Origin of the sequence: Paraburkholderia sp. Cpub6 (assembly GCF_014201065.1) — a bacterium.
GTDB lineage: Bacteria > Pseudomonadota > Gammaproteobacteria > Burkholderiales > Burkholderiaceae > Paraburkholderia > Paraburkholderia tuberum.
This window is the reverse complement of sequence record NZ_JACHDM010000009.1, coordinates 182,272-208,388: the sequence shown is the minus strand read 5'-3', so window position 1 is coordinate 208,388 and position 26,117 is coordinate 182,272. Positions and strand designations below refer to the sequence as shown.

The 26,117-nt window shown below is 64.4% G+C and carries 21 protein-coding genes and 3 pseudogenes; 18 read left to right on the top strand and 6 right to left on the bottom strand.

Features of this window, described 5'->3' with window-relative positions:
* Window positions 1–36: 36 nt before the first annotated feature.
* The 8 genes from tssM (at window position 37) to HDG33_RS18125 (ending at window position 10,235) form a co-directional block, all read left to right on the top strand.
* Window positions 37–3,582: a type VI secretion system membrane subunit TssM gene (gene tssM, locus HDG33_RS18160; RefSeq protein ID WP_184031737.1), complete on the top strand. Its 3,546-nt coding sequence runs from the start codon at window positions 37–39 to the stop codon at window positions 3,580–3,582.
* Window positions 3,579–4,295, top strand: coding sequence for a type VI secretion system-associated protein TagF (tagF, locus tag HDG33_RS18155; RefSeq protein WP_184031735.1), 717 nt, complete (start codon window positions 3,579–3,581; stop codon window positions 4,293–4,295). The genes tssM and tagF overlap by 4 nt, the downstream gene beginning before the upstream one ends.
* Window positions 4,296–4,456: 161 nt before the next feature.
* Complete coding sequence (locus HDG33_RS18150; protein WP_184031733.1) at window positions 4,457–5,062, top strand: OmpA family protein; 606 nt, start codon at window positions 4,457–4,459, stop codon at window positions 5,060–5,062.
* A gap of 21 nt (window positions 5,063–5,083) precedes the next feature.
* A complete protein-coding gene (locus HDG33_RS18145; protein ID WP_184031731.1) occupies window positions 5,084–6,010 on the top strand; it encodes a hypothetical protein in 927 nt (308 codons plus the stop codon).
* A gap of 53 nt (window positions 6,011–6,063) precedes the next feature.
* Window positions 6,064–6,615, top strand: a complete 552-nt coding sequence (locus HDG33_RS18140; protein ID WP_184031729.1) for a hypothetical protein — start codon at window positions 6,064–6,066, stop codon at window positions 6,613–6,615.
* A gap of 165 nt (window positions 6,616–6,780) precedes the next feature.
* Entirely contained in the window at window positions 6,781–7,803 is a 1,023-nt protein-coding gene (locus HDG33_RS18135) for a hypothetical protein (RefSeq protein ID WP_184031727.1), read from the top strand.
* Window positions 7,804–7,859: 56 nt separating this feature from the next.
* Window positions 7,860–8,738 (top strand): DUF3365 domain-containing protein, encoded by an 879-nt coding sequence (locus HDG33_RS18130; protein ID WP_184031725.1) that lies wholly within the window; start codon window positions 7,860–7,862, stop codon window positions 8,736–8,738.
* A 39-nt stretch (window positions 8,739–8,777) separates the two neighbouring features.
* On the top strand, window positions 8,778–10,235 hold the full coding sequence (locus HDG33_RS18125; RefSeq protein WP_184031723.1) for a serine/threonine-protein kinase: 1,458 nt from the start codon (window positions 8,778–8,780) through the stop codon (window positions 10,233–10,235).
* 46 nt (window positions 10,236–10,281) lie between these two features.
* Here HDG33_RS18125 and HDG33_RS37420 read toward each other — a convergent pair.
* Together HDG33_RS37420 and HDG33_RS18105 are read right to left on the bottom strand one after the other, a co-directional pair.
* Window positions 10,282–11,959: pseudogene (locus HDG33_RS37420) on the bottom strand (tannase/feruloyl esterase family alpha/beta hydrolase).
* 143 nt (window positions 11,960–12,102) lie between these two features.
* A complete protein-coding gene (locus HDG33_RS18105) occupies window positions 12,103–12,336 on the bottom strand; it encodes a hypothetical protein (protein WP_184031715.1) in 234 nt (77 codons plus the stop codon).
* A 479-nt stretch (window positions 12,337–12,815) separates the two neighbouring features.
* On the opposite strand from HDG33_RS18105, the gene HDG33_RS18100 reads away from it, so the two are divergent.
* The 7 genes from HDG33_RS18100 (at window position 12,816) to HDG33_RS18070 (ending at window position 18,135) form a co-directional block, all read left to right on the top strand.
* Complete coding sequence (locus HDG33_RS18100; protein WP_184031713.1) at window positions 12,816–13,766, top strand: ketopantoate reductase family protein; 951 nt, start codon at window positions 12,816–12,818, stop codon at window positions 13,764–13,766.
* Window positions 13,763–14,155 (top strand): VOC family protein, encoded by a 393-nt coding sequence (locus tag HDG33_RS18095; protein ID WP_184031711.1) that lies wholly within the window; start codon window positions 13,763–13,765, stop codon window positions 14,153–14,155. The genes HDG33_RS18100 and HDG33_RS18095 overlap by 4 nt, the downstream gene beginning before the upstream one ends.
* Before the next feature lie 3 nt (window positions 14,156–14,158).
* On the top strand, window positions 14,159–14,620 hold the full coding sequence (locus tag HDG33_RS18090; protein ID WP_184031709.1) for a MaoC family dehydratase: 462 nt from the start codon (window positions 14,159–14,161) through the stop codon (window positions 14,618–14,620).
* Entirely contained in the window at window positions 14,620–15,840 is a 1,221-nt protein-coding gene (locus HDG33_RS18085; protein WP_184031707.1) for a CaiB/BaiF CoA-transferase family protein, read from the top strand. Before HDG33_RS18090 ends, HDG33_RS18085 begins: the two co-directional genes overlap by 1 nt.
* Window positions 15,840–16,673, top strand: a complete 834-nt coding sequence (gene aroE, locus HDG33_RS18080; RefSeq protein ID WP_184031705.1) for a shikimate dehydrogenase — start codon at window positions 15,840–15,842, stop codon at window positions 16,671–16,673. The genes HDG33_RS18085 and aroE overlap by 1 nt, the downstream gene beginning before the upstream one ends.
* 49 nt (window positions 16,674–16,722) lie before the next feature.
* On the top strand, window positions 16,723–17,160 hold the full coding sequence (aroQ, locus tag HDG33_RS18075) for a type II 3-dehydroquinate dehydratase (protein WP_184031703.1): 438 nt from the start codon (window positions 16,723–16,725) through the stop codon (window positions 17,158–17,160).
* Window positions 17,161–17,223: 63 nt separating this feature from the next.
* A complete protein-coding gene (locus tag HDG33_RS18070) occupies window positions 17,224–18,135 on the top strand; it encodes a LysR family transcriptional regulator (protein WP_184031701.1) in 912 nt (303 codons plus the stop codon).
* Here HDG33_RS18070 and HDG33_RS18065 read toward each other — a convergent pair.
* The 4 genes and pseudogenes from HDG33_RS18065 to HDG33_RS18050 form a co-directional block, all read right to left on the bottom strand.
* Window positions 18,116–20,311, bottom strand: a complete 2,196-nt coding sequence (locus tag HDG33_RS18065; RefSeq protein ID WP_311548337.1) for an EAL domain-containing protein — start codon at window positions 20,309–20,311, stop codon at window positions 18,116–18,118. The genes HDG33_RS18070 and HDG33_RS18065 overlap by 20 nt on opposite strands.
* A 350-nt stretch (window positions 20,312–20,661) precedes the next feature.
* Window positions 20,662–22,023 carry a metallophosphoesterase gene (locus HDG33_RS18060; protein WP_184031698.1) on the bottom strand — a complete coding sequence of 454 codons (1,362 nt, stop codon included), beginning with the start codon at window positions 22,021–22,023 and terminating at the stop codon, window positions 20,662–20,664.
* Window positions 22,024–22,234: 211 nt separating this feature from the next.
* Window positions 22,235–22,807, bottom strand: a pseudogene (locus HDG33_RS18055) (divalent metal cation transporter); the annotation flags it as partial.
* A gap of 9 nt (window positions 22,808–22,816) precedes the next feature.
* Window positions 22,817–23,650, bottom strand: coding sequence for a class II glutamine amidotransferase (locus tag HDG33_RS18050; RefSeq protein WP_184031684.1), 834 nt, complete (start codon window positions 23,648–23,650; stop codon window positions 22,817–22,819).
* Between the two features lie 181 nt (window positions 23,651–23,831).
* On the opposite strand from HDG33_RS18050, the pseudogene HDG33_RS38260 reads away from it, so the two are divergent.
* The 3 genes and pseudogenes from HDG33_RS38260 to HDG33_RS18035 form a co-directional block, all read left to right on the top strand.
* A pseudogene (locus tag HDG33_RS38260) lies at window positions 23,832–23,974 on the top strand (nitrate reductase); the annotation flags it as partial.
* Between the two features lie 248 nt (window positions 23,975–24,222).
* Window positions 24,223–24,894, top strand: coding sequence for a SagB/ThcOx family dehydrogenase (locus HDG33_RS18040; RefSeq protein ID WP_184031677.1), 672 nt, complete (start codon window positions 24,223–24,225; stop codon window positions 24,892–24,894).
* A gap of 273 nt (window positions 24,895–25,167) precedes the next feature.
* The gene (locus tag HDG33_RS18035; RefSeq protein ID WP_221311448.1) at window positions 25,168–26,061 is read left to right on the top strand and encodes a methyltransferase; all 894 of its coding nucleotides are present in this window, start codon (window positions 25,168–25,170) and stop codon (window positions 26,059–26,061) included.
* Window positions 26,062–26,117: the final 56 nt, after the last annotated feature.

The following is a 26,117-nucleotide window of genomic DNA, read 5'->3' as shown; positions in this document are numbered from 1 at the left end:
GATGAGTCCGTCGCGGGTGGCACAGGGGAGCCGGGTATGAAAATCTTTGGCTGGCTCAGACGAGCCATCGTGCTGTCGTTGCTCGGCGTGCTCGCGCTGTCGCTGATCGTGTGGGTCGAGGGGCCGCTCGTCGCGTACGCGGGTCATGAGCCGCTCGAAAGCAACAGCAGCCGCTGGGCCGTGATCATCGTGTTGCTGCTGGTGTGGGCGGTGTACTGGAGCGTGCGCTGGATCGCGGTGCGTCTCGCCAACATCCAGTTCACTCGCGTGGTGGCAGAGGGACCTGCCGAGCCCGCGCCCGGCAAGAAAGAATCCGAGGCCGACATCGCGGCGTTGAAGCAGCGTTTCGAAGCCGCCATGGCGACCTTGCGCAAGGCGCGGGTCAAGGGGCGCTTCGGTAGTCAGTACGTGTACCAGTTGCCGTGGTACATGTTCGTCGGCGCGCCCGGCACGGGCAAGACCACCGCGCTGTTGAACTCCGGACTCAAGTTTCCGCTCGCCGAGCGGCTCGGCAAGCAGTCGATCGGCGGCGTGGGCGGCACGCGCAATTGCGACTGGTGGTTCACCGACGATGCGGTGCTGCTCGATACCGCGGGCCGCTTCACCACCCAGGATAGTTTCGCCGAAGCCGATCAGGCCGCGTGGGCCGGCTTCCTGCAACTGCTGCGCAAGTATCGGCCACGCCGGCCCCTGAATGGCGTGATCGTGGCCTTGTCGACGCGCGACCTGCTGCAACTGTCCGACACGCAACGCGCGCAGCAGGCGCAAGCCGTGCGCGAGCGTCTCAGGGAACTGTACGGCAAGCTCGGCATGCGTTTTCCGGTCTACGTGATCGTGACCAAATGCGATCTGCTCGCGGGTTTCGCGGAATTCTTCGACGACCTCGGCCGCGACGAGCGCGAACAGGTCTGGGGCATGACGTTCCCGTTCACCGAGCGAGGCTCACCGGACGACGCACTGGCCGCATTTCCCGCCGAATTCGACGCGCTGGAAAAGCAGCTGCAAGCCCGCGTGCTGAACCGTATGCAGCGCGAGACCGATGTGCGCCGGCGTGCGCTCGTCTATGGATTTCCGCAGCAGTTCGCGGGTCTGCAAGCCGTACTGAAAAGCTTTCTCGACGAAACCTTCAGTACCTCGCGCTTCGAGGAGTCCGCGTTGCTGCGCGGCGTGTATTTCACGAGCGGCACCCAGGAAGGCCGGCCCATCGATCGCGTGATGAGCGCGGTCGCCTCGGCGCTCGGCTTCCAGCAACAGGTCGTGTTGCCCGACCCGGCGAGCGGGCGCGCTTACTTCATCACGCGGCTGCTGCGCGGCGTGATCTTCGAGGAAGCCGGACTCGCGGGCGTGAACCAGAAGCTGGAGCGGCGCCGCGCCTGGTTTCAGCGCGCCGCGCTGGCGGCGATCGGCATCGTCACGGTGCTGGCGCTGGTTCTGTTCTTCGTCAGCTATCAACGCAATCGCGCTTACGTCGCCGATGTTCGACAGCACGTTGCCGGATTGCAGAAGCTCGCGCAGACCACCCAGCCGGGCGACAACCCGCTTGCGCTGCTGCCGCTGCTCAATGCCGCGCGCGACCTTCCCGGCGGTTACGCGGACCGCGACAGGAGCGTGCCGTGGCTGTCGCGCCTCGGCCTTTATCAGGGCGACAAGCTCGGCCTCGAAGCGCAGACCAGTTATCGGCGGCTGTTGCGGCAGACCCTGTTGCCTCTGGTCGTGAGCCGCATGGAAGAAGAATTGCGCCGCGGTGACGCGAACAATCCCGACTTCCAGTACGAAGTCTTGCGCGCGTATCTGATGCTGGGCGATTCGCTGCACTTCGACGCCGACTCGGTGCGCTTGTGGGCCAATGTCGATTGGCGCCGCGGGCCGTTGCGCGATGCCAGCGACGATCAGCGCAACGATCTCGACGGCCATCTCGCCGCGCTGTTCCAGCCGGCGCGCTTCGATGCGTCGCTGCCGCTCGACAAGGATCTGATCGCGCAGGCGCGCGCGACGCTCGCCAAAATGCCGCTGACGCAGCGTCTGTTCAACCGCGTCAAACGCGATCTCGAACAGAGCAGACTGCCGGAGTTCAGCGTCGCCAACGCGGCCGGGCGCAATGCCGCGCTGGTGCTCGTGCGCAAGAGCGGCGCGCCGTTGACGCGCGGTGTTTCAGGCGCGTACACGCGGGCCGGCTATCAGAAGTTCGGCCAGTTGCGCGACGCGGCGGTGATCGATATCGCAAAGGACGATTGGGTGCTCGGCCGTCAGGAATCGGTATCGACGCCGAACGGTATCGAGGATCTGAAGGCGGGCATCACCCGGCTTTACTACGACGAGTACATCCGCCAGTGGGACGCGTTGCTCAACGATATCGACGTGGTGCCGTTCGACGGCGTGCAGCAGGGGGCACGCGTGGCGAATGTGCTCGCGGCGCCCGACTCGCCGCTGCGCTCGCTGATGCTGGCCGCGGCGCAGGAAACCACGCTGGGCAGCACCAGAACGGGCGGTTCGCTGACGGAGCAGGGCGTTGCCGCGTTGACCAACAAGCTCGATGCGGCCAAAAAACGCCTCGAGAGCGCGCTCGGCAACCAGCCGGAAGACGCGGCACCGCCCGCGCCGGCCGAACTCAATCCGGTCGACGCGCATTTCCAGGCGCTGCACGAACTGGCCGGCAAACTCGGCGCACCGGGCCCGGCTCCGCTGGACGCGCAACTCGCCGCGCTGAAGGACGCCGCGACCTATCTGGAGGCCGCCGACTCGGCGCGCCGTCAGGGCTTGCCGCCGCCGCCCGGCGATGCGTTGAACAAGCTCAAGCTGGTGGCCCAGGGGTCGCCGCCGCCGCTTGCGACGGTGGCCACCAGCGTCGCGAGCGGGGCGGGGTCGCTGATGGTGGGCGGCGAGCGGGCGCGCCTGAATGCGTTGTGGCAGGCGAACGTGGCGCAGCTGTGCCGGCAGGCGCTCGACGGTCGCTATCCTCTCGTGCGCGGCTCGACGCGCGACGTCGCGCCCGACGATTTCGGCAGGCTGCTGAGCCCAGGCGGCCTGATCGACGATTTCTTCCAGAAGAATCTGGCAAGGATGGTCGACATGTCGGGACCGCAGTGGAAATGGCGCAGCGGCGTCGATACGCTCGGCATCCCGGTCGACGTGCTCGGCCAGTTCCAGCGCGCCGCGCAGATCCGCGACGCGTTCTTCCGGGCCGGCGGCCGAGACGTGTCGGTGCGCTTCACGGTGAAGCCGCTCACCATCGATCCATCGATTACCCAGTTCACGCTCGACATCGATGGGCAGCAAATGGTCGTCAAACCCGACACGCCGCAATCGATGGTGTTCCAGTGGCCGAGCGGCAAGGGCACCGGCCAGGCGCACGTCGAGTTCACGCCGGCGGGCAGCACACCGGCGGCGCGCGCCGACGGACCGTGGGCACTGCTGCATCTGATGGACGATGCGCGTCTGCAACCCACCGCGCAACCCGACCGCTTTCGCCTGAGCTTCGACTCGGATGGCCGGCGCGCGGAGTTCGAACTGGCAGCCAGCAGCATCGTGAATCCGTTTCGCCGTGCCATGCTCGAGCAGTTTCGCTGTCCGGATCGGCTATGAGCGGCGAGCTTGCGCAGGAGCCGACATCCGGGCCCGGCTTCTTCGGCAAGGTGCGCACGCATGGCGACTTCGTGGGACGGCGCTTGCCAGTCGAGTTCGTCACGCGTTGGGATGAGCGCTTGCAGGAAGGCATGTTGCTCGCGCGGCAGCGCTTTGGCGCGCAGTGGCTGGAACTGTATCTGAATGCCCCGGTGTGGTGTTTCGCGCTGGGCGCAGGTCTGTATGGCCCGAGCGCGTGGGCGGGCGTTCTCACGCCGGGCGTGGACCGTGTGGGGCGCTATTTTCCGTTCACGATCGCTGAGGCGATCGACGGCGCCGAACTCGCACGGCGACTGGCCGATGCGCAAGGATGGTATGACCGCCTGGTGGCGCTCGCATTGTCGACACTGACGCAGGAATTCGCCCTCGATGCTTTCGACGCGGCGTTGCGAGCCGAGAGCCTGTTCAACGGGGATCGCGCATCGATGCCGTGGCGGCTCGCCAGCCCTGATGCAGCCGACGGCGGATTCGCCGCCTTGCTCGAACAGACCGTCGCCATGGGACACGCGCTCTGGTGGAGCGACGGATCGCCGGCCGTGCCGGCTTCGGCGAGAGTTTCCGCGGGCGCGACGACCGGCTTGCAGTTCGCGAGTCTGCTCGACGTCGGCACGCAAGAGTGGGATTCGGTGATCGACGTGATTTCGAACCCGGGCGCACAGCAACGGCATCACTGACGTCGCCGCCGCGGGTAAGCGGTAAGCGTTTCAAATTGACTTCCCATCATTCGTCTTTAAAGGATGAGGCTGTCATACGCCGGTTCCCGCCGGTGTTCGCCGACGGTCCGTAAAGGGGCGCTGGCGGCCTCACCGCAACTCCATTCTGCGGAGATCGCCGTATGTCACGCCTGACCCATCCGTCTTCCGCACGACGCATTCCGGGCGGCGTTCTGTCCGCCACGCTGTGCTTGCTCGTATTGCTGTGCACGGCCTCGCGCGCAGCCGAACCGGTCCTGAACGAGCAGGACATCAACGAGCAGTCGGTGACGCGCGCGCTCGAACCCGACCAGTCGAGCGAGTCGGGCGAGAACGTCGTGACGCGCGGCTTCGTGCTGTCGAACAAGCCGCCGTCCGCCGCACCGCGCCCCGCGCCCGCGAGAAAACCCGCCGCGCAAATCCTGATCACGTTCGCCACCAATTCGGCCACGCTCACCGACAGCGCGAAGGCCGCGCTCGACAAGGTCGCCGGTGCATTGCAGTCGGAGAAACTCGCGGCGTACCGGTTTCGCGTCGAAGGGCACGCCGATCCTCGCGGGTCGCCCGATGCCAACATGAAGCTCTCCGAAGACCGTGCGGCCGCGGTGGTCGCATATCTGACGCAGAAAGACGGTATCTCGGCGGAGCGGCTATCGTCGCTCGGCAAGGGTTCCTCCGATCCGTTGAACAAGCGCAATCCGACGGCGCCCGAGAACCGTCGGGTGACGATCGTCACGGTCACGGATTAGGCGCTGTCGAGGCTGCCGCCGATGACACGTTATCGCGTGTATTGCAACGTGGCGACGGGCGCGGCGCTGCTGTTCGCGTGCGTCACCACGATCGCGCTCGCCGCCGGTCCGCAGGACTCGAACAACGCCGCCGACAGACCCGCGGCCGTCGGCGACGACACCGGAGCGGTGCGCTTGCCGCTTGCCCGGCTCGCCGCCGCGTTGGCCCCTGACGCGCGCCTGCAACTGTTCACCGTGACGGACCAACCCGGCCTCCATGTGATGCAGGCGGCCAGCCTCGAGCAACAGGGCGCGATGTTCACGCGCGTGGTGGCATTGCTCGAACGCCGCGATATGCCGCGCGACCGCGTGGTGTCGGCGGCGGCCATCGCGGCTCACGCGCGGCGCTTTGGCACCGACCCCGCCGGGCTGACGGCGGGCAACAACTTCAGCACGGAGGAGTTGACGCATTTTTTCGAACTCGCGCGCGAGCAGGGCGTGGTGCTGAACCAGGGCGAGCGCACGTTGCAGACGATTCTCGTGCGATGGCGTTTGATTCGCGAGGAGCAGGGGACCTGGAAAGCGACGAACGCACACGATTTTCTGATCACCATTCCCGGGTTGGGTCGCGCGCCAGGCGGCGAGACGATCGACGCCACGGTCAGGGCCGCGATCCTCAGTCACGAATTGGGCCATTGGCGGTACTTTTCGGACGGCGCATACGCACATGCGTGCCGCGCGTTCTGGTGGCAGGTATTGAGCTTCGAGGAACGCGCGGAGTTGACCCGGCAACTGGAGAATCTCGGCTACGACCCGAGCGACCGGATCGCGATCGATGAGATGCAGGCCTATTTGCTGCATACGCCTGCGCGCTATATGCCGATCATCGACACGCCGGGACCTGGCGGCGTCGATGTCGGCAAGGTGCGGCGGCGCTTGCAGGAGGCGGTCGCGAGAGCGGGCGGATAGCAAGGACGAAGCGAGCCGCGCGAATCGCGCGACACACGCTGTCGAGGTGAGGCATGACGGATTACGCAGAACTCAACCGCATTTTGCCGCGCCTGTCGCACGCGCATGCGACCGCTGCGTTTAGCGACGAGGTGGCCCCGCTGCTGGTCGCCCTGTGGGCTGATGATTATGTTCCGCGCGTGGCATCGTGCGAATTGCTCGAAACTTCCATGGGCCAGTTTTCATATCTGTTCGATATGACGACCGAGCGCCTCATTGCAGCGTGGGGAATCAGTCAGGGAAAGAGTACGGTGCCGCGCAAGGAAATCGCGACGCGGATGCGCGGACATCCGCTCGCCAACGGCGGGACCTATCACCGGGGGCACGCCATTCCGCACACGCTCGGCGGCTCGACCGATATCAACCTCGTGCCGCAGTTGGGCAAGATCAATTCGGGGCCGTTCCAGGCGTTGGAACGACTGGCGGTCAGCCATGCGGGAGCGCTTTACTTCACCTACTGGCTGTACGGGCCGGGCAATAGTCAGGTGCCCGTTGGCGTGGAGCAGGGGCTTCTGATGCCGGGGGCGACTGCGTGCACGTTCAAGCTGGCGACGTTTGGGAATTGAGGCAAGCGCGGCGGTCCGCAATAAACGACGCTATGCGCGTCTTTTTGAAAGCTCCGCGCCGCGATTGGGGAAATACGCCGTGTGTCGGCCTTCGTCGGTGAACCCCTCGACGAATCGGACCGTCTACGATAAACAGTACCGCAGACACCGACGTAACGGACCCCGATGATGCCATCCGCTCGCCGTTTCCTCGTCATGCTGGCGTCAGCCTTCCTGCGCGCACGCGCGGGCGGCGCGCTGGCGCTGTTTGCGTCGGCGGTGCCGCTCGTCCACGCGGACGTCGTCGTCTCGTTCGCCGAGAGTCCCGTGTCGGTGATTCGCGGCGCCTCGCTGTATCGGACGGGCGAGGGCGCCAGGCTGCGCGACGACGACATCATCGAAACCGACGCCGGCAAATCCGCGCAGCTCGAAGACGGTGCGGGGACGCTGATCGCGCTCGGGCCGCAAACGCAAATACTGCTCAAAACGCCGTCGACGTCGCAAAAGGCCGCGGCGGGACCGCTGCGAATCACGATGCTGAGCGGCTGGCTCAAGGTTGGCTGCAAGGTGAGCGCAGGCGCGCAACCGCCGCTGTCGATCGAGCTTCACGGCCTCGACATCAAACCTTCAGGCAATGGTCCGTGGTCGGTCGTCGCGATGACCACCGGCGAGCGCGCTGCAATCTTCGCGGAGTCCGGGGATGACGCGATCGTCGTCGTTCGCGCCCCTGCCCAGGCGCCCAGGCAGATCCTGCACGCGGGCCAGTACCTCGAGCGACATGCCGACGGGCCCCTGCGCGCGCAAGCCCGGCCATCCGCGGAGTTCATCGGCACGATGCCGCCAGGCTTTCGGGACGCGCTGGTCGGGGTGGCGGGACGGCTCGCGAGCAGGCACGAACTCGCCGCGCCACTGCGCGCCGTCGATTACGCCGACGTCTCCGACTGGCTCACGAGCAGCGTCAGCGAGCGCGGCACCTTCGTCAAACGCTTCGTGCCGCGCCTGAAAACAGCGGCCTTTCGCGCGCAGGTCGACGCCCATCTGGACGTTTTGCCGGAATGGCGGCCGATTTTGCATCCGCCGCCACCACGCCCGGCGAGCGAGCCACACAAAAGGCCCGCGCAAGCGCCGCCGCTAGCGCGTCCGGAATCCGGCGCCACATGGTTGTACCGGGACAAACCCACGCCGGACGACGCCGACGACGCGCATTGACGTACCATGCACCACCAGGCGTTGACGCCCTTGCACACCATTCGCGTGGAGCAGCCATGAACCTGTCGTTGACTCTGAAATTCAATCTCGCCTTCCTCGTCGTGTTCGCCGCGGGATTCGCCGCGACGGGTTTCGTGGCCGACCGGGTGTTGCAGGAAAACGCGGTGCAGACAACCGTGCGCGACGCGAGCCTGATGATCGAAGCCGCTACCGCAGCGCAGAACTACACGTCCGATCAGGTGACGCCGCTGCTTTCCACGCAGATCAAATACGCGTTCGTCCCGCAGTCGATTCCCGCGTATTCCGCCGTCGAGAGCCTGCTCGCGATCCAGAAGAAGTTTCCGGGCTTCTCGTACAAGAGCGCGATGCTCGATCCGACCAACCCGCGCGACCGCGCCACGGACTGGGAGACCGATGTGATCCGGCGCCTGCATGACCACCCCGAATTGCCCGAACTGATTGGCGAACGCGCGACGCCGTCGGGCCCCAGCCTGTACATCGCGCGGCCCACCCGCATCGACTCGGCCGCGTGCCTCGAATGCCACAGCACGCCCAGCGCGGCGCCGCGCACGATGATCGACAAATACGGGCCGGCGAACGGCTTCAACTGGCCCCTGCATGAAACGATCGGCGCGCAGGTCGTGTCCGTGCCGATGTCGCTGCCGCTAGGACAGGCGCACAGCGTCTGGCGCACGTTCATGCTGTCGTTCGCCGCGGTGTTCGGATGCGTGCTGATCGCGCTGAACCTGATGGTGCATTTCCTCGTGACGAAGCGGCTCAAGGCTTTGTCGCGCGCGGCCGACGAAGTCAGTCTCGGCAAGCTCGACACCGCATCGTTTTCGACGCGCGGCGGCGACGAAATCGCCTCGCTCGCGGTCTCGTTCAACCGCATGAAAACGAGTCTCGTCGAAGCGCTGCGGATGCTGGGGGCGTAAGCTGGCGTGATCGGCCAGCGCCCCTCGACCGGAACCCGAATGAGCCACGAAGCAACGCCTACGCGCATTGGCAAGTACCGCATCGACCGCGTGCTGGGGACGGGCGCCATGGGCGTCGTCTATCTCGCGTTCGACCCGCACCTCGAAAGACCGGTGGCGCTGAAAACCGTGCGTCGCGAACTGCTCGCCGGCGAGGACAGGAGTGGCGACATGCTGCTGCGTTTTCGCAACGAGGCACGCGCGGCCGGTCGGCTCGCGCATCCGAACATCGTCACGGTCCACGATTTCGGCGAAGACGGCGATACGGCTTATATCGTGATGGAGTACGTCGCCGGGCATGGCCTCGATACATTGCTGGTGCCGGGCCACGCGTTGCCGCTGTCGGACGCTTTCCACTGGCTCACGCAACTGCTCGCCGCGCTCGCGTATGCGCATGAGGCCGGCGTCGTGCACCGCGATATCAAGCCCGCGAATCTGCTCGTCACGGCGGCAGGGCTTCTGAAGGTCGCCGATTTTGGCGTCGCGCGCATCGGCTCATCCGCAACCTCGTCCGGGTGGATGATCGGCACGCCGAGCTACATGTCGCCCGAGCAGTTCGAGGGCGAATCGGTCGATGCCCGCGCGGACCTGTTCTCGGCCGGCGTCGTGCTGTACCGCATGCTGACCGGCCGCCAGCCGTTCGTCGGCTCGCCGGCCACGATCAGGCAGAAGATCATCAAAGATGCGCCGGCCCGGCCATCGGAAATCGTCTCCGCGTTGCCGCCGCCGCTCGACGCGATGGTCGCGAGAGCACTCGCGAGGCGGCCGGACGACCGCTTCGGTTCGGCCGCGGAATGGCTCGCGAGCTTGAGGTCGTTGGCCGTCTCACTGGCGGCGGCCGACGATGACCGGACTATCGTGACGCCGTCCGCGCATTGGTCCGCGTCCGCTTCCTTGCCAGCGCATGCGACGGGCGTCGACCCCGCACCTATGCCCGTGCCTTCGGCGCCGCCGAGTTGGCCGCCTGAGATGCTCGCGCGCATCGAACGCCAACTCGCGACCCAGATGGGCCCGCTCGCGAGCCTTCTGGTGCGACGTGCGGCCACCCAGGCGAACGACCTGCCGACGCTCGGCGCGCAGCTGGCGGCGGCGTTGCCGGACACGGCGCGGCTTGAATTCGAGCAGGCCTTCGCGCGGCTGACGGCTGGCTTGCCCGATATGTCGATGATGACCTCGTCATCGCCGGGCTCGCGCGTCGCGACGGCTGCCGCAAAGGTATCGGCTGTATCGCCCGCGAGCGCCGCGGGCACGTCACCAGACAGTGCGGTCGATCAGGCCAGCATCGATGCCGTCGCCGTTAAACTGGCCGTCTATCTGGGCCCGATCGCGAAGATGATCGCCAGTCGCGAGGCGCGGCATGCCGCGAATTTCGACGAGTTCGTCCAGCGGCTCGAGGACTGCATCACCGACCCCGCGCAACGCGGTCGATTCCGGCACGATGTCGATTCATCCAGTTAGCCCACAGCGCCGATGGGGAGGCCGGCAAGCCTCTCCATGACCGGCTTCACTGCACGCAGGTGAACGAGCTCGCGCTGTTGACGTCGCCCGCGCCGTTATAGCTGGGCCACGCCGGATACTGGCAGAGCGGCCGCGTGCGTCCCCGCACACCCCCTCCGTATCGGTGACCACCTGATGCGCCGGCGGTGTGCCGTGCTCGACCCAGTTCTCCAGCGTCGTCAGCGAGTCCCACGACGCATTGAACTCGGTGCCGACCGCATGCTGCAGCCCCGGAATCTCATAGAAGCGCGCGAACGAGCCGACCGCGCCAAAGCCCATCGTCACCAGCATGCGCTGATAGTAGATCTCGGTTGCCCGCGTGCTGACGGTCTGATCGACGGTGCCGTGCGCCATCAGCAACTTGCCGCCGTGCCGCATCAAGGGCGTCAGGTTCGCATCGGTCGCGTCAAGCCCCGACAGCATGCTGACGCGGCCGGATCATCGACCGGCAATCGCGGGGTTGTACTTCAGCGAGTCTGCGTCCGGGTTGTCCATCACCGTGTAGCGGACGAAGTCGTCGGCGATCTGGCCGTCGAACATCGCGGTGCTTTGCAGCGGATACGACGGCTGCGTCGTGCCGAGCGCGAGCGTCGTGACGGTGCCTTCGAGCGGTGAACTGCTGCCCACCCCGAGATCGGCGCCATACACGTTATAGCCGGGATACTGCGTTTCGCCGCTTTCGAGCGGGTACGCAAACACGAGCGGCGTGTTCATCGTGTTCAGCGCCGCGATCTGCCGGTCCGACAGGCAGGTGTCGCCGCGCGCGATACCGCCGGCGCAACGCAAAGGCTTGCCGTCGACGCTGGCCGTCGCGGGGTTGAACGTCGCATTGCACGCCTGCACGTTGCTGATGAGACCGTCGACCACGCCGTCGAGTCCGTCGCAAGCCTCCATGACCGCGTTGAGCAGCAGCGCGCGCTGCGCTGTGTCGAGATATGCGCCGGGCGCCGCGAAGCCTTCGGTCACGCGCAATTGCTGAAGGCTCAGCGTCGTAAAGTCGTACGCGGGATAGAACGCGATGATGCCGTCCCAGTCGCGCGGCCAGCGCTGCGCGACGGTCAGCGCCTCGCGCCCGCCAGTTGAGCCGCCCGCGAAATACGCCCTGGACGGATGCGTGCCGTAATGCGCGTCGATGATCACGAGCGAGGCGTCATGCGTTTTCTTCAGCGCTTCGCCCATGAAGTTGTCGTAGGCCTCGGCGTTGACGGAGAACGCGCCGTTCACCGAACCGTTGCTCGCCTCGTGCCCGGAATCGCTCGCGAACACCGCGTAGCCGCGCGACAACGGCCCCGGCAGAGCCGCCGGCGCGCTCGGCACGTTACCTGTGATGGCGGGAATCGAGCCGTCGAACCCCCGCCGCCGAGCATCAGGATCTTGCCGTTCCACTGGTCCGGCAACGCGACGTGGAACAGGATGTCTGGCGCGGATGGATCGACCGGATGAATCGCGCCGGCCACGAGGCAGTACGACCCGGTAGCCGTCGCGCCGCTGCCGTTCGCCGCCACCTGGGTCGTCGAGGTGACGACGGCGCCTGTCGTCGGCAGACCGATCTCACGGGCGCGGAGGGTCAATCCATTCAGATTCGGACAGCTGAGTTTCGATCGGGGTGGTGGCTCGTGCCTTTTGCATGCCTCGCCCTGGCATTGTCCTGCTGTCGAACCCGCGTACGCGCCGTGGCTCCACATCGCGCACAGCGCCAGCACACAGCACGCCCCCACCCACGACGGCACGCGCCCACGCGCGCGCCACGACTCTCTGCTCAAGTTCATCGCCGTGTCTCCTTCCAATGAGGCCTGGAGACGGCACCGGACGTCGCGGCATCAGCCCCCTATGCCATGACGTACCCATGACCTTTGACCTTTGTTGTTTTTGTCAACGGCGCGGCCTCCGCGTGCGCAACGCCACGTCGCGTCTTGCGCGCAATACCGCCCGACACCGCATATCCGCACTTGCATTCGATTTGGTAGAAGTCTTTCATCGGCCTGTCGATGTGGTTCCGGTCGGCCAAAATCAACCAATCAATCATAGTCGCTAACTCACGCAACGCGCGCCGAATCGTCATCGCGCGCACACCAGAGTGTCGTACTCGCTCGACACTGCGAAGCCACGTAAATCGAATCGGGAATAACCACCGCATCCCCGCGGTCTTGCAGGTAAGACTGACGGCAAATGGGTGATCAAATGAACATCGTCGATATGGCCCGCGCATCGGAACAGGTCGTGACGCACGAGACCAGCGGGACCTTCGCATGACATTGCGGATACAAGCCGCGTTGCGCCGGATGCAACTCGGCTCCGGCGTGGTGTTGCTGGTCTATCTCTTTCTCCATCTGCTCAATCACGCACTCGGAATCTGGTCGCTCGAGCTTGCCGGACGTGGTCTCGTTCTAGCACTGCGGCTCTGGCGCAGCGCGCCTGGAACGTTGATCCACCTGCGGTGGCGCACTGCGTCATTGCAATATGCAATGCTCATATTGCGTTCATTGCATTGCCAGCATGAAGTCTTAATCGTATCTTCGTCTCCATATCACGGAGACACCTATGAAGATCGCATTCCTGGGGGCCGGCGCGTTGGGTTGCGCGATCGGCTCCGCGCTGACTGAAGGTGGCCATCAGACGTGGCTGGTCGACCGCTTCGCGGCGCACGTCGAGGCCATGCGCTCCGACGGCCTGCTAGTCGACGATGCCACCGGGTCACGCCGCGTGAAAGTCCGCGCGACGACGAACCCCGCCGAAGTCGGGCCGGTGGACCTCGCCATCGTGCTGGTCAAGTCTTTCCACACCGATTCGGCGATGCGCGGGGCGCTCGACCTCGTCGGACCCGACACGCTCGTGTTGTCGCTGCAAAACGGTCTCGGCCACGAGGACGTGCTCAGCGAAATCGTCGGGCGGGAGCGCGTGCTGGCGGGCAAGACCTATGTCGGCGGCGTGCTGAAGGCGCCCGGACAGATCCAGTCGGGCGTGCACGGAAAGCTGACGATCGTCGGCGAACTCGATGGTCGGGTGACGGACCGGGTCCGGGCCATCGCCGACGCGTTCAACAGTTCGGGTCTGACGACCACGGTCAGCGACAACATCCTCGGCACCATGTGGGACAAGTTGCTGATCAATGTCGCGACCGGCGCGATCACAGGCATCACCGGTCTGACGTATGGGCAACTGTACGAAGAGCCCGTTCTGAAAGCCACCGCGTTGGCGGCGATCGAAGAAGCGATGGCAGCCGCGAAGGCCGCCGGCATCCATCTTTCGATGACGAAGGCGGAGCAAGCATGGACGCTGGCGGCCGAAGGACTCTCGTCCGCGTTCAAGACCTCGATGCTGCAGAGCCTCGAGAAAGGCTCGGCCACGGAAATCGACTTCATCAACGGAGCGGTCGTGCGTTGGGGCGAGCGCCTCGGCGTGCCGACGCCTGTCAATTCGACGCTGGTCGCGTGCATCAAGGGCATCGAGCGCGCGATGACGGACCGTCAGAAAGAAGGAGCGACGGCATGAGCGGCGCGAGAGCCTATCTGGAGCACGTCGCCATCTGGGTAAAGGATATCCACTGGCACATCCGCTTCTTCGAACAAGTCCTCGGCATGACCATGCGCGAGGTGGACGGCTCGCGCGACGAGCCCCGTCAGTACTGGACGCTCGGCGGACTGCAGTTCATCAGTGATCCGCGCTACGAAGGTCTCGAGGGCCGGCTTGCGCATCTCGGCGTGATGTGCGAGGACCTCGAGGCCTCGCTTGCCGCGGCGCAAGGGTTCGGCGTCAGTGAAATGCCGCAAGGGCGCAACTGGCTGCGTCTGCCGGATGGACTTGCGCTCGAATTCATTCAGGCCAAACCTGCCACGTGCGTTGCGCAGGCGCTGGCGATCAATCCACGCGCGGAGGCGTAAAGCATGAGCACGGTCATCGAAAAGTACTGGGACGACGCGAACGAAGGCGACGAGTGCGTGAGCCCGACATATATCGTCACGAAAGAACGCATTCTCGCTTACGCCGATCTGACCGGCGATCACACGCCCGTGCATGTGGACGAGGAATATGCGAACGCGAGCCACTTCGGTTCGATCGTCGCGCACGGGCTGTTTGGCTTGTCGATCGCGGACGGCCTGAAGACGCAGAGCGACTATCGCTTCCTGCCCGGCATGTCGCTCGGCTGGACGTGGGATTTCCTGCTGCCGATCAAGGTCGACGATGTGCTTCACGTCAGGTTCCGCGTGGGCAATATGCGCGCGAGCAACAGCCGTCCGGATTGGGGCATCGTCGTGCTGCCGTCCGAGCTGATCAATCAGGACGGCCAGGTCGTCCAGCGCGGCGAACATCGCCTGATGGTGCCGCGCCGTCCGGGAGCGAACTGATGCAAGCCCGTCCCCTCGAAGGTATTCGCGTCGTCGACTACAGCCACTTTCTCGCCGGTCCCTATGTGGGCCGCTGCCTCGCGGCGCTCGGCGCCGAAGTGATCAAGGTCGAGCGTCCCGGCAGCGGCGATGCCGGCCGGCAGCACGCGACCATCCTCGACGACCAGCAAAGCGCCTACTTCCTGCAACTCAACATGGGCAAGCGCGGCGTCAGCGTCGACATGAAAGACCCGCGCGGCAAGGAGTTCATGCGGCGCCTGTGCGATTCGGCCGATGTGTTCATCGAAAACTATCGACCGGGTGCGCTGGACAAGCTGGGCCTCGGCTACGCCGCGTTGTCCGAGCGCAATCCGGGTCTCGTGTACTGCTCGATTTCGGCGTACGGCCATACCGGGCCCGACGCGCATCGCGCGGGCTTCGGCCTGATCGCCGAGGCGAAGAGCGGCATCATGCAGATGATCGGCAATCCCGGCGAACCGCCGCCGCTGATGCGCATCTCGCTCGGCGATATGTACACGGGCATTCATGCGGTCGCCGCGATCAACGCCGCGTTGCTCGGCCGCGTGAAGAGCGGTCGCGGCCAGCACATCGACATGGCGTTGTACGACACGCTGGTGTCGATGCACGAATACGCGGTGCAGTGCTACACGATGCAAGGCGTGCTACCCGAGCAGACGGGGCACGACATGCCGACGTCGACGCTCTATGGCGTGTTCCGCGCGGCCGATGGCGACCTCGTGATCGCCGCGCAGGTCGATGATTCGTGGAAGCGGTTTGCTTCCCTCGTCGAACAGCACGGCGGTCCGGCCGGCTTCGGCGCCGATGCGAGGTTCCATACGCTGAACGGACGCAACACCCATCGCGAGGCAATTCTCGCGGTCGTAAAGTCGTGGGTCGAAGCCCGGCCGGTCGCTGAAGTGTTGGCGCTGCTCGACGGTGCCGACGTGCCTTGCGCAAAAGTGCAGCGTATCGATGAAGTGGTCGCCGATCCGCAGATCGTCGCGCGTGGCATGGTGATCGAGCAGGACCATCCGCGCTTCGGAAAACTGCGCCTGCCTAACCTGCCGTTCCGCTTCTCCGACTGTGACACGTCGATCCGCGAAGTCGGCCCGGACCTCGGTCAGCACAACGCGGAAGTCGCGCAGTCGTTGGGATTCGACGCCGCGCAGATCGACGCAATGCAGACCCAGGGCGTGCTGTTTTCGAAGAGGAGTGCGTGATGACCGACCGATACGCGGTGATCGGCAATCCGATCGGACACACGAAATCTCCGCTGATCCACGGTCTGTTTGCGCGGGAGACCGGACGGGACATCAGCTACTCGGCGATCGAAGGTCCGATCGAGCCCGCCGACGCGTTCGCCGAGACCGTCAGGACGTTTATCGCGGCAGGCGGCAGAGGCATGAACGTCACCGCGCCGTTCAAGCTGCATGCGTTCGCGATTGCCGACGAGCGCAGCGAACGGGCCGCGCTCGCCGGCGCCGTGAACGCGATGAAGTTCGAAAACGGCCGGATCATTGCCGAGAATTTCGACGGTGTCGGCCTCGTGCGCGATATCGAAGTGAACCTCGATCAGCCGATGGCGGGCAAGCGTGTGCTCGTGCTGGGCGCGGGCGGAGCGGCGCGTGGCGCGTTGCTGCCGTTCATCGCGGCGCGTCCGGCGCAACTGGTCGTCGTGAATCGGGATGTGCGGAAGGCCGAGGCGCTGGTCGCGCAAGTCGCGAGCAGCAGCCCATTGATCGCATGCGGCTACCGGGAACTCGACGGGATGGGGCCATTCGACCTCGTCGTGAACGCGACTTCGGCGAGCCTGACCGGTCAGTTGCCTGCCGTTCCGCCGGGCGTGTTCAGCCCAACCGGAACCGCATACGAACTCGCGTATGGAAAGGGACTCACGCCGTTCTTGCGGCTCGCTCGAAATGCTGGCGTACAGGGCATCGCCGACGGCGTCGGCATGCTCGTCGAGCAGGCCGCCGAAGCGTTCGAGTGGTGGCGCGGCGTTCGTCCGCAGACGCACACGATCATCGACCGGTTGACCGTTCCGCTCGACTGACGCATGCGGGCGCGCGCCCACCGGTTTTCAATGAGTCTGGATCAACACGATGAAACAGTTTCTGATGCTGCACGGCATCAACCACAACATGTTCGGCAAACGCGATCCCGTTCAGTACGGGACGGTCACCCTCGAAGACATCGACGCTCGACTGCAGGCCCTCGCCCAAGACCTGGGAGTCGAGGTGCAGAGCTACCAGACCAACAGCGAAGGCGACATGTGTCTGCGGATTCACCAGGCTTTCACTGACGACGTCGACGGCGTGCTGATCAACGCGGGTGCATGGACGCACGACAGTTACGGCATTCGCGATGCACTGGCGATATTGACCGTGCCGGTGATCGAAATTCACATGTCGAACATCCACGCTCGCGAAGCGTTCCGGCACAAATCGGTTTTCGCGGAGATCGTGAAAGGACAGATTTGCGGGTTCGGGATCGAAAGCTATGTGCTCGGACTGCGGGCGGCCGTATCTGCCGCGGGCTGAGAGCCGGGGACATGCGCCCGACGCAATGGATACAATGGCGATATTGCGAACGACAATACGGCCATGAGTACCACTGACCTCCCAGACCTCAAGCTGCTTCAGCTTTTCGACCTGCTTTACGACGTGAGAAGTGTCACGCGCGCCGCTGAGCAACTCGGCCAAAGTCAGCCGACGGTCAGCATCTGGTTGGGTCGCTTGCGCGAGCATTTGCAGGATCCACTGTTCGTTCGCACGCCGGGCGGCATGACGCCCACTCCGCAGGCGGACGCGTTGATCGGACCGTGCAGGGAAATTCTCGAGTCGCTGCGTCGGTTCGCTGCGTGGGAGATTTCTTTCGATCCCGCCACTGCCAAACGACGGTTTCGTATTTGCATGACGGACGCGAGCCACATTACGCTCCTGCCGAGAATGTTGGCGCACTTGCGGGCGCAGGCGCCAGGCGTTCGGCTGGAAGCGGCAAGGATCGACGGCAATACGGAGAGGGCGCTCGAATCCGGCGAGGCGGATCTTGCGATCGGGCACGTGCCATGGCTGGGCGGCGGTATGTACCAGCAAAAGCTTTATATGCAGGACTGGGTGTGCCTTGCCAACCGGAATCATCCTCGCGTGCGTGCGCGGCTGAGCCTGAAGCAATACGGTAGCGAGGGGCACGTCGTCATTGCGGCTGGCACGGGCGGGCAACTGCTCGAACAGGCGTTGCTGCGTGAGCACATCGAACGCGACGTCGTGCTTGAATTGCCCGGATTCCTCGGACTCGGATCGATCGTCAAGTCGACCGATCTGATTGCTACGTTGCCCCGACACATTGGCGAAACGCTGGCGCAAATGAACGACGTCGTCGTACATTCGTGTCCTTTCCCGGTGGACAAGTTCGCGGTGCGCCAGCATTGGCACGCGAAGTACCATCACGAAGCCGGCAATTGCTGGCTGCGCTCGGTCGTCGCGGACCTGTTTCTCAGCGGGAGCAGCAGCTAGTCGTTCCCGCTGCGGACGAGGACACAGCGCTTTCGCACTGAACCAGATTCTCCGCATTCATCGGCTTCGTCAAAAAGAACCCTTGCACGTAGTCGCAGCCTGCGTCGCGCAGCGCATGCAGCTGTTGATGCGTTTCGACACCTTCGGCCGTCACCTTGATGCCGAGTTCGTGCGACATCTGAATGATGCCCCGAACGATCGACGCGGCCGCCGCGTCGCGGCCCAGCCGGGCCGTAAACGAGCGGTCGATCTTGACGATGTCCGGCGAAAAATCGGCCAGATAACGCAGGCTCGAGTATCCCGTGCCGAAGTCGTCGATGGCGATGCGCACGCCAAGCCGCTTGAGCGCCATCAGCGTTGCCTGCGCGAGCGAGGGGTTTTCCATCAACGCGCTTTCGGTCAGTTCGATCTGGAGGCAGCGCGGCGGCACCCGGTGTTTTCGCAGCGCCTGGTCGACTATGGCGACAAGCGAGTCATCCCTGAGCTGACGCGCGGACACGTTCACCGACATGGACAGCTCTTTCCTTCCAGCGGCCTGCCAGACGGCCAGTTGAGCGAGGGCCGCGTCCACGACCCATGCCCCGACTTCGACGATGAACCCGCTTTCTTCGAGGATCGGAATGAAGCTGCCTGGACCCACCAGGCCTCGTGCTGGATGATTCCATCGAACCAGTGCTTCGACGCCTTTCACCGCCAGAGAGGCTGGCTCATGAATACCCTGGAAATGCAGCACGAATTGGTTCGACGCCAGCGCCGTGGGCAGATTGCACTCCAGTTCGAAATCGCCGAGCACATCGCTGGATGCTTCGTCGGCGAACCGGAAGCCGTTGCGACCGCCTTTTTTCGCCGCATACATCGCGATATCCGCGCTCGTCAGCAGCGCCTCGTGATCGCGGCCGTGCTCGGGAAAGATCGATATGCCGATCGACGCCGTGACGAATGGCGCGGCGTGGTCTTTTCGAACGTCGCTTGAAAACAGGTTGAGAAGAGACTGCGCCAGGCTCGCCAACGTGGCCTTGTCGCTCTCGCCCCTGACGATCACCGCGAACTCGTCTCCGCCGAGGCGCGCTACACAGGCATCCGGCGCAAGCGCTCCCTGAATGACTTTGGCGATGTCCTGCAACAGACGGTCAGCGGCCGTATGGCCCAGCGTATCGTTCAGGACCTTGAATCGGTCGAGATCGACGAACATCAGACTGAAGGCGACGTTCTGCCTGCAAAGCGTCTTCATCTGGCGGATCAGCGCGCCCCGATTAGCCAAACCCGTCAGCCCATCGGTGTAGGCCAGATGGTCGAGCGCCGCGAGGCGTTCCTGTTCCAGCGTGATGTCTTCGCTGACACCGACGATGCGCACCACGTTCGCGGAGCCGTCGCACACGGGATAGGCCGTGCTTCTGATCCAGCGCAGGCAACCATCCGGACGGCGGATGCGGTATTCGACGCGACCTTCCGCCACTTCGGACGCGACGCGGTTCATCTCGGCGAGCAATGGCTCCAGATCCTCCGGCACCACGAGATCGAGCCACGCGGAAGGCCTGTTGCCAAGCTCTTGAGGCGTAATGCCGAACACGCTTTCGACACCTGCGCTGACATGATGACAGTGTTCAAAATGCGAGCTGTACGAATAGAACACGAGGCGGACATGCAACTCCATCTCATGCATCAATTCATCGCGTTCGCGCAGTGTCTTCAACAGCTCGGATTGCTGGGTGACGTCCTCGGAAGCACAAAGCAGCGCGCTCACCGCACCGTCGTCGCCCGTCACTGGCGTGAGCGTGGAGTTCCACCACCTGGTACGCCCCCTCGTCGTCGCGCAGCTTCCAGTGAACGATGTGCTCTTGCCGGAAACGCCGCCCGCCAAAGCCTTCTCGGCGGCCGCGCGGTCCTCGCCGGTCCAGAATGCGAGCCAGTCCGCGCCGGACAGTTGCTCCGGTGACTCCGCTTCCATCAACATCGCGCCATGCTCCGACACCCGGAGAATTTTTCCGTCGGTGGCGAGCACCTTCAGGCAGTCGCGATTCGCGTGCAGAAGCCCGCTCGCCAGTGCGGTGGCGGCGCTTTGCCGCGCGTAATCCAGGCCGAGTTTGCGACGAACGATCGCGAGACCGGCGACGCCCGATACCATCGACAATGCGACACGCAGCGTAGCCGCCGCTTCGCTGACTGCTTGATGCACAAGAGCACCGATGCCAACGCCGGCAACGACGGCAATGCAGAGACTCGACAACGGGATGGTCCTGCGTTGACCGTACCGCGACAGGAAATAGGAAAGAAACTGCTGGTTGCGGGCTGACCAGCCATTGGCATGCGCGTCGCTATCGACCCGGGACTCAATCGGGCTGGTTTCTTTAGGGCACGAAGCCGCTTTGAATCTCACGCTGTTCTCCGACTACCGGGTTGAGCGACGGCTCGAACGCTGCGAGCCGCCTCACTTTCATTATTACGGTAGGAAGTCACAAATCTTTAATGCGGGGAAACGCGCGGGAACCGCGGTTCGCGTGAGATCGGGGGCGGATTGCGCACCCATCAGCCTTGCTGGGGCTTGACCTGCGCGAACTGACGAATGCGCTCCGCAAGAGCGGGTATTCCCGAGTCGCGAGCCACGTAGTGAGCGACCTGCCGGGTGGCCAGATCGATGGTCACCTGATCGTCGGGGGTCTTCGTGTTGGGTCCGTCAACGGCGGGATGGTATTCGATACGCAGTTGCCTCGCGTTGGCGACGAGCCGTAAATAGCCGAAGTTGCGGTCGTCGTAGCTTTCGAGGACCACGGCATCCGTGTCTTTCGACGCAGCCTGGATCAGCTGCGGCGCGCGAAGGGGCGGCTGTCCGTTGGTGGTGAGTCGCTGCACGGCGTGACCGCCGTTCCCGCAAACGATGTAAGGGATGTGGGTGCCATCGGAACGGGTTCGCGTAAAGCGCTGATAGTTGTGCGCGTGTCCCGCGAGGTCGGCATGCGGCCAGATACCGACCTCATTGCAAACCGTATCGATCTGCTGTTGCATGTCGACGCTCCAGCCATGACGGCCGCGCGCCACATAGGGCGGATGGTGATGCGCGAAAAGCAGGGCGCCTCGATAGTTCTCTTTCTTCACCCGCAATAGCGCCGCCTTCAGGAACTTCAGCTGGCTGTTGCCGATGTGACGGTCCGCGATCACGCCTGGGTCCTCGAGCGTATTGCTGTACAACGCAATGATGCGCACGAACGGCGCCTCGAACGTGAAGAAAACGCCTGGCTGAATTTGCGCCGTCCGTGAAAGATTGCCCGCATCGGGAGAGACCTGGAAGCGCTCGGAGCAGAAGTTCCTCAGAAACGCCTGCAGGCTCTTCTCGTGCTGCAACGGCGAAACCATTCCGTCGTGATTGCCGGCAGCGGCGAGAATCGGCGCATGATAGTTGCGGTACGGATCATAGAACTGATCGTAGTAGTACTGCGCTTCGCCAAAGCTGTAGACGATGTCGCCCAGCAGGAAGTTGAATTGCGGCACCTCGGCGGGATCGGCTTCGTCGAAGTCGCTGACCATCTTGTCCGAAACTTCATTCTGGGTGGCCGGACCTTTCGTACTGCCGCAATCGCCGGTGGCGTGAAAGACGATCTGTCCGTTCGCGCTGATCGTATCGAGGAGCTTCTGGTTGTTGTCCACCACCTCCGCAAACGTCAGCCGGGGCTCGGTGCCGCCGCGCGGTGGCGGAAACGGCAGCGCCTTCAGCTTGTGCTCGCGGTTCAGTTCGTCGATGACCTTGTAGGCTGCGGCATCGGATGCGTGCCTGACCACGAAAGTTTGCGGGTCCGGCGTGGGTTGTGGCTGCGAGAAAACGGGCGCGGCGAGAATCCTGTCGCTGCGGTTGCCGCGTGCGGCTGGCGATTCATCTGAACGCTTTTTCGGCATTTGCAATCCTCCTTGATCGTCGAACGGGAGCGGCCACGCTGTTGTCGGCAAACCGTCAGCATGTGACGGCGCTGGCGCGGGCGGATGCACCGTTCAGACGAACCTGAAACGGGGAAGTTCAGATTCGCCTGCCGTTACGCGACCCGTGCGGCCCGAATTGCGGTGCACCGCTGTTCCGTGCGAAAGCCGGGTTCGCGGTGGCACGCGTCTGTTACGACGGTACGAACACGCCCACAGCCGCCAGCGCCATCGCGAGCGTTGCGAGCCATCCTCCCCAGGCCAACACGCCCTTGACGGCGAACTGTCCCATGACCCGCCGGCTTCGCGCCATCAGCATCATGATGACCATGATCGGCACCGCGGTCACGCCATTGATCACCGCGCTCCAGCACAGCGCGCGGATCGGGTCGAAGTGCATGAAGGTGATGGCCACACCGCCCAGGATGGCCAGTGCGATCACCGCATAGAATTCACGCGCGAGTGTCAGGTGCAACGCGAGACTGCTGCGCCAGCGAAAGCTGCCCGCGGCGGCGTAGGCGGCCGAGCCGGCGAGGACCGGCAGCGCAAGCAGGCCGGTTCCGATGATGCCGAGCGCAAACAGGACGTAAGCGAAGCGCCCGGCAAACGGCTCGAGCGCGCGCGCGGCATCGGCCGAGGTCTTCACGTCGATGTGATGCAGATGCAGCGTAGCCGCCGCCGTCAACATGATGAAGAATGCGACGAAGTTGGACACCCCCATGCCAACCCACGTATCGAAACGGATCCTTCGCAACTGCGCGGGCGCCAGCGCGGCTCAGTCCAGTCGCGGCTTGAACGCATACTGCCCAATCTCGCCGCCGCGCGCGACCACCGCCGTGCTCTCGGGAATTTCCTCCCAAAAGCCCGGCAAGTCCGCGAGCGGCTCGGACAACACGAGGAACGCATTCTCGCCGGCCGTCTTGATGCGCTCGTCGTCGGGATACAACTCGCGCAGATGACGGAACGACGTGCTGTGAAACAGCGAGCGCGACTGTCCTTCGCTCGAATAGCGGACCGCGATGATCTGCTCGCCGTCGGTCGCGCACACGGTCATGTTCAGCGGTTCATCCACGCCATGCCGGCGGCCGGTGGCTTCGACGAATCCGACCATCCGTTCGAGCGCGGTGACGGGCGCGAGCTCCAGCCCGAAGGTCAGCGCGAGAAAAAACAGCACCTCGGAATCGGTCGAGCCTTCGATGGACGCGAACAGATCGGCGTCGATCTTCACCATCAGGTCGCGGCGCACCGCCGGATAGTTGCGCACCAGGCCGTTGTGCGCGAACAGCCAGCGGCCGTGGCGGAACGGATGACAGTTGGTTTCCTGCGACGGCGTATCGGTCGCCGCGCGCACGTGCGCGACGAACAGCGGCGAGTGGATTGCCCGCGCGGCCTCGCGTAGATTGCGGTCGCTCCACGCGGGCTGGATGCAGCGGTAGCGAAACGGAATGTCAGTGGGATGTCCATACCAGCCGATCCCGAAACCGTCGCCATTGGTGGTGGTGGCGCCGAGCCGGGAATGCATGCTCTGATCGATCAGCGAATGCCGGGCGTTGAACAGCACGGTTTCGAGCTGAAGCGGATTGCCGGTATAAGCGAGCCAGCGGCACATGATTGCTCTCCTGTCGGTTGCGCGTGACAACCCTACACCACCCGCGGGCGGCGATTGTAGGACCAAAGTCCGATTGAGGCAGACACCGTACCTGTCACTATGCCAGATGGCGTTTAGGTGCTTGCGTGCCGGGCATCGCTTTGAGCTTGCACCGGCCTGATCTGATAGAGGCAGGACGCGCATGAGCCACTTTCTGGACAGGCTACGTTACTTTACGGCCCCCGTCCCCAGTTCTCGGACGGTCATGGTGCTGTCACAGATGAAGACCGGCAATGGGAGGATGCTTACCGCCAGCGCTGGCAGCACGACAAGATAGTTCGCTCCATGGGCGTCGTCACCGGGATCGTCTGGGTTTCGCTGATCCTGATCTACCTGTCGGAAGTGCGGCGCACACCGGTCGTGGGTTCCGTCGCTTAGCCGTGTTCGTGTTTGCTCCGCGCGAGTGGTCGACTGCGCCATTGCCGCTCGACGGACCGCCCCGCAACAGACGAGGCGGCAAATGTGCAGCACTGAGATTCGCGCAGGCTGCAGGCTCTGCCAGCCAGCCTGCTTTTTTGCTGATGGAGGTGCCGATGAAACGCCGTGAACTGTTGGTTGCGCTGGCCGCAGGCGCGCTCGCGGAGGGTTCTACCGGCCTGGCGCAGGCAAGCCAGGCGAAATTCACCGGTCAGATCGATCTGCCCAAGCCCAACCTCAAAGGCACGATGTCCCTCGAAGAAGCCATCGAGAAGCGCAGGTCCGTGCGCAGATTCGCGCCAAAGCCGCTGCCGGTCGAGGCCATTGGCCAACTGCTGTGGGCCGGGCAGGGCATCACCAGCTCGGACGGCAAGCGCGCGGCTCCGGCGGCCGGCGCTTTGTACGCGCTCGAGCTTTACGTGGTGACCCCCACGGAGGTGATGCACTATCTGCCTGATGGCCACCGGGCCGAGACGCGGGCGACCCACGACCTGCGCCCCGAGCTGAGAGCACTGGCGGTCAACCAGGCGTCCGTCGAGGCGGCCCCGGCCTTGCTCGTGGTGGCCGCCGACCCCAGTCGGCTGACCGCGAGGTATGGCGGGAGAGCGAATCTGTATGCCGATCTCGAGGTCGGGCACGCGACCCAGAACATGCTGCTCCAGGTCGTCTCGCTTGGGCTCGTCGCGGTGACCGTGGGCGCCGTCGACGGAGCTCCGGCGGCGCGCAAGCTCGGCCTGCCTCACGCCCAGACCGTCGTCTATTTGGTCCCGGTAGGTTTTCCGGTCTAAGTCATTGCGTGAGAATGAAATGAACGCGCCCCACCCGCGAACGAAAGGTGCTCGATAGTTTCAAACAGAACCTGGACCTCGCGTTCGATACGCTGACGGCAATAGAAGACACCTACAAGGCATCGCCCGCTCCCTGACACGCGGGTTCGAGGACTGGGGTCCTTCCCGGCGCGACGGCATGCGCGGACATCGATGCACCGGCCAGCAGTGCGGCAAACACGAACTTCGAAGGAGCGGGTATCGTGTGTGCCATCTCAACTCCGCGTGGTGCCTATGAAGCCGATTCTCGTGCGCTCGACCCTGGTGGAATATTCGAAGCGTCGTGCTGTCCGTTTCGCGATGACGGTGATCGCGACGATCATGGCCGGATGCGTTTCCTCCTCACAGCTGAGCGGTCATGTCACGCCTTCGCAAGCTTCCGAGGCGAAGGCGCTCGACCTGGCGGTCGCCAATCCGCAACGCAGTCAGACCGCCCGGGCGCGCGACGTCTATCGTCACCCTGCGCAGACGTTGCGCTTCTTCGATCTGAGTCCGACGCAAACCGTGCTGGAGATCGCGCCGGGCGGCGGGTGGTACACGGACATTCTGGCGCCCTATCTGCACGACGCGGGTCACCTGTACGAAGCGCAATATCTGAGCACGTCCGAGGACCTGGCCTCGGAAGACCGGTCAATCGATGCAGAGTATTTGCGTAAGCTCGCGGGCGCCCCCGCAATCTACGGGAACGTCGTGGTCGGCACATTGCACGCGGGCCAGTTTTTCGGCTTCGATGCACACGAGCGGTTCGATCGCGTGCTTACTTTTCGCAACATTCACAACTGGATCAAGGATGGGCAGCTCGATGCCAATCTGCGTGCGTTCCATGACGCGCTGAAGCACGGGGGCGAACTTGGCGTGGAAGAACATCGCGCCCGGCCCGGCTCGACGGTACAGCAGATGATCGAAACCGGATATGTGACTGAAGCTTTCGTGATTGACCGGGCACAGGCGGCCGGCTTCGTGCTTGCGCAACGCAGCGAAATCAACGCGAACGCGCGAGATACGAAAGATTATCCGCATGGCGTATGGTCGCTGCCGCCGGGCTACGCGGGCGGTGACGTCGACCGCTCGCGCTACGCCGCAATCGGTGAATCGGATCGCATGACGCTAAGATTCGTCAAGCCTTAGCGTGTTCTACGGGCGCCAGCCGCGGGCGGTAATCGGCCAACGCGTTGGGCTGCGCT

Excerpts from the sequence above, each read along its gene's own strand:
- tssM (WP_184031737.1), top strand. The coding sequence starts at position 37 with ATGAAAATCTTTGGCTGGCTCAGACGAGCCATCGTGCTGTCGTTGCTC.
- tagF (WP_184031735.1), top strand. The coding sequence starts at position 3,579 with ATGAGCGGCGAGCTTGCGCAGGAGCCGACATCCGGGCCCGGCTTCTTC.
- HDG33_RS18150 (WP_184031733.1), top strand. The coding sequence starts at position 4,457 with ATGTCACGCCTGACCCATCCGTCTTCCGCACGACGCATTCCGGGCGGC.
- HDG33_RS18145 (WP_184031731.1), top strand. The coding sequence starts at position 5,084 with ATGACACGTTATCGCGTGTATTGCAACGTGGCGACGGGCGCGGCGCTG.
- HDG33_RS18140 (WP_184031729.1), top strand. The coding sequence starts at position 6,064 with ATGACGGATTACGCAGAACTCAACCGCATTTTGCCGCGCCTGTCGCAC.
- HDG33_RS18135 (WP_184031727.1), top strand. The coding sequence starts at position 6,781 with ATGATGCCATCCGCTCGCCGTTTCCTCGTCATGCTGGCGTCAGCCTTC.
- HDG33_RS18130 (WP_184031725.1), top strand. The coding sequence starts at position 7,860 with ATGAACCTGTCGTTGACTCTGAAATTCAATCTCGCCTTCCTCGTCGTG.
- HDG33_RS18125 (WP_184031723.1), top strand. The coding sequence starts at position 8,778 with ATGAGCCACGAAGCAACGCCTACGCGCATTGGCAAGTACCGCATCGAC.
- HDG33_RS18105 (WP_184031715.1), bottom strand. The coding sequence starts at position 12,336 with ATGACGATTCGGCGCGCGTTGCGTGAGTTAGCGACTATGATTGATTGG.
- HDG33_RS18100 (WP_184031713.1), top strand. The coding sequence starts at position 12,816 with ATGAAGATCGCATTCCTGGGGGCCGGCGCGTTGGGTTGCGCGATCGGC.
- HDG33_RS18095 (WP_184031711.1), top strand. The coding sequence starts at position 13,763 with ATGAGCGGCGCGAGAGCCTATCTGGAGCACGTCGCCATCTGGGTAAAG.
- HDG33_RS18090 (WP_184031709.1), top strand. The coding sequence starts at position 14,159 with ATGAGCACGGTCATCGAAAAGTACTGGGACGACGCGAACGAAGGCGAC.
- HDG33_RS18085 (WP_184031707.1), top strand. The coding sequence starts at position 14,620 with ATGCAAGCCCGTCCCCTCGAAGGTATTCGCGTCGTCGACTACAGCCAC.
- aroE (WP_184031705.1), top strand. The coding sequence starts at position 15,840 with ATGACCGACCGATACGCGGTGATCGGCAATCCGATCGGACACACGAAA.
- aroQ (WP_184031703.1), top strand. The coding sequence starts at position 16,723 with ATGAAACAGTTTCTGATGCTGCACGGCATCAACCACAACATGTTCGGC.
- HDG33_RS18070 (WP_184031701.1), top strand. The coding sequence starts at position 17,224 with ATGAGTACCACTGACCTCCCAGACCTCAAGCTGCTTCAGCTTTTCGAC.
- HDG33_RS18060 (WP_184031698.1), bottom strand. The coding sequence starts at position 22,023 with ATGCCGAAAAAGCGTTCAGATGAATCGCCAGCCGCACGCGGCAACCGC.
- HDG33_RS18050 (WP_184031684.1), bottom strand. The coding sequence starts at position 23,650 with ATGTGCCGCTGGCTCGCTTATACCGGCAATCCGCTTCAGCTCGAAACC.
- HDG33_RS18040 (WP_184031677.1), top strand. The coding sequence starts at position 24,223 with ATGAAACGCCGTGAACTGTTGGTTGCGCTGGCCGCAGGCGCGCTCGCG.
- HDG33_RS18035 (WP_221311448.1), top strand. The coding sequence starts at position 25,168 with ATGAAGCCGATTCTCGTGCGCTCGACCCTGGTGGAATATTCGAAGCGT.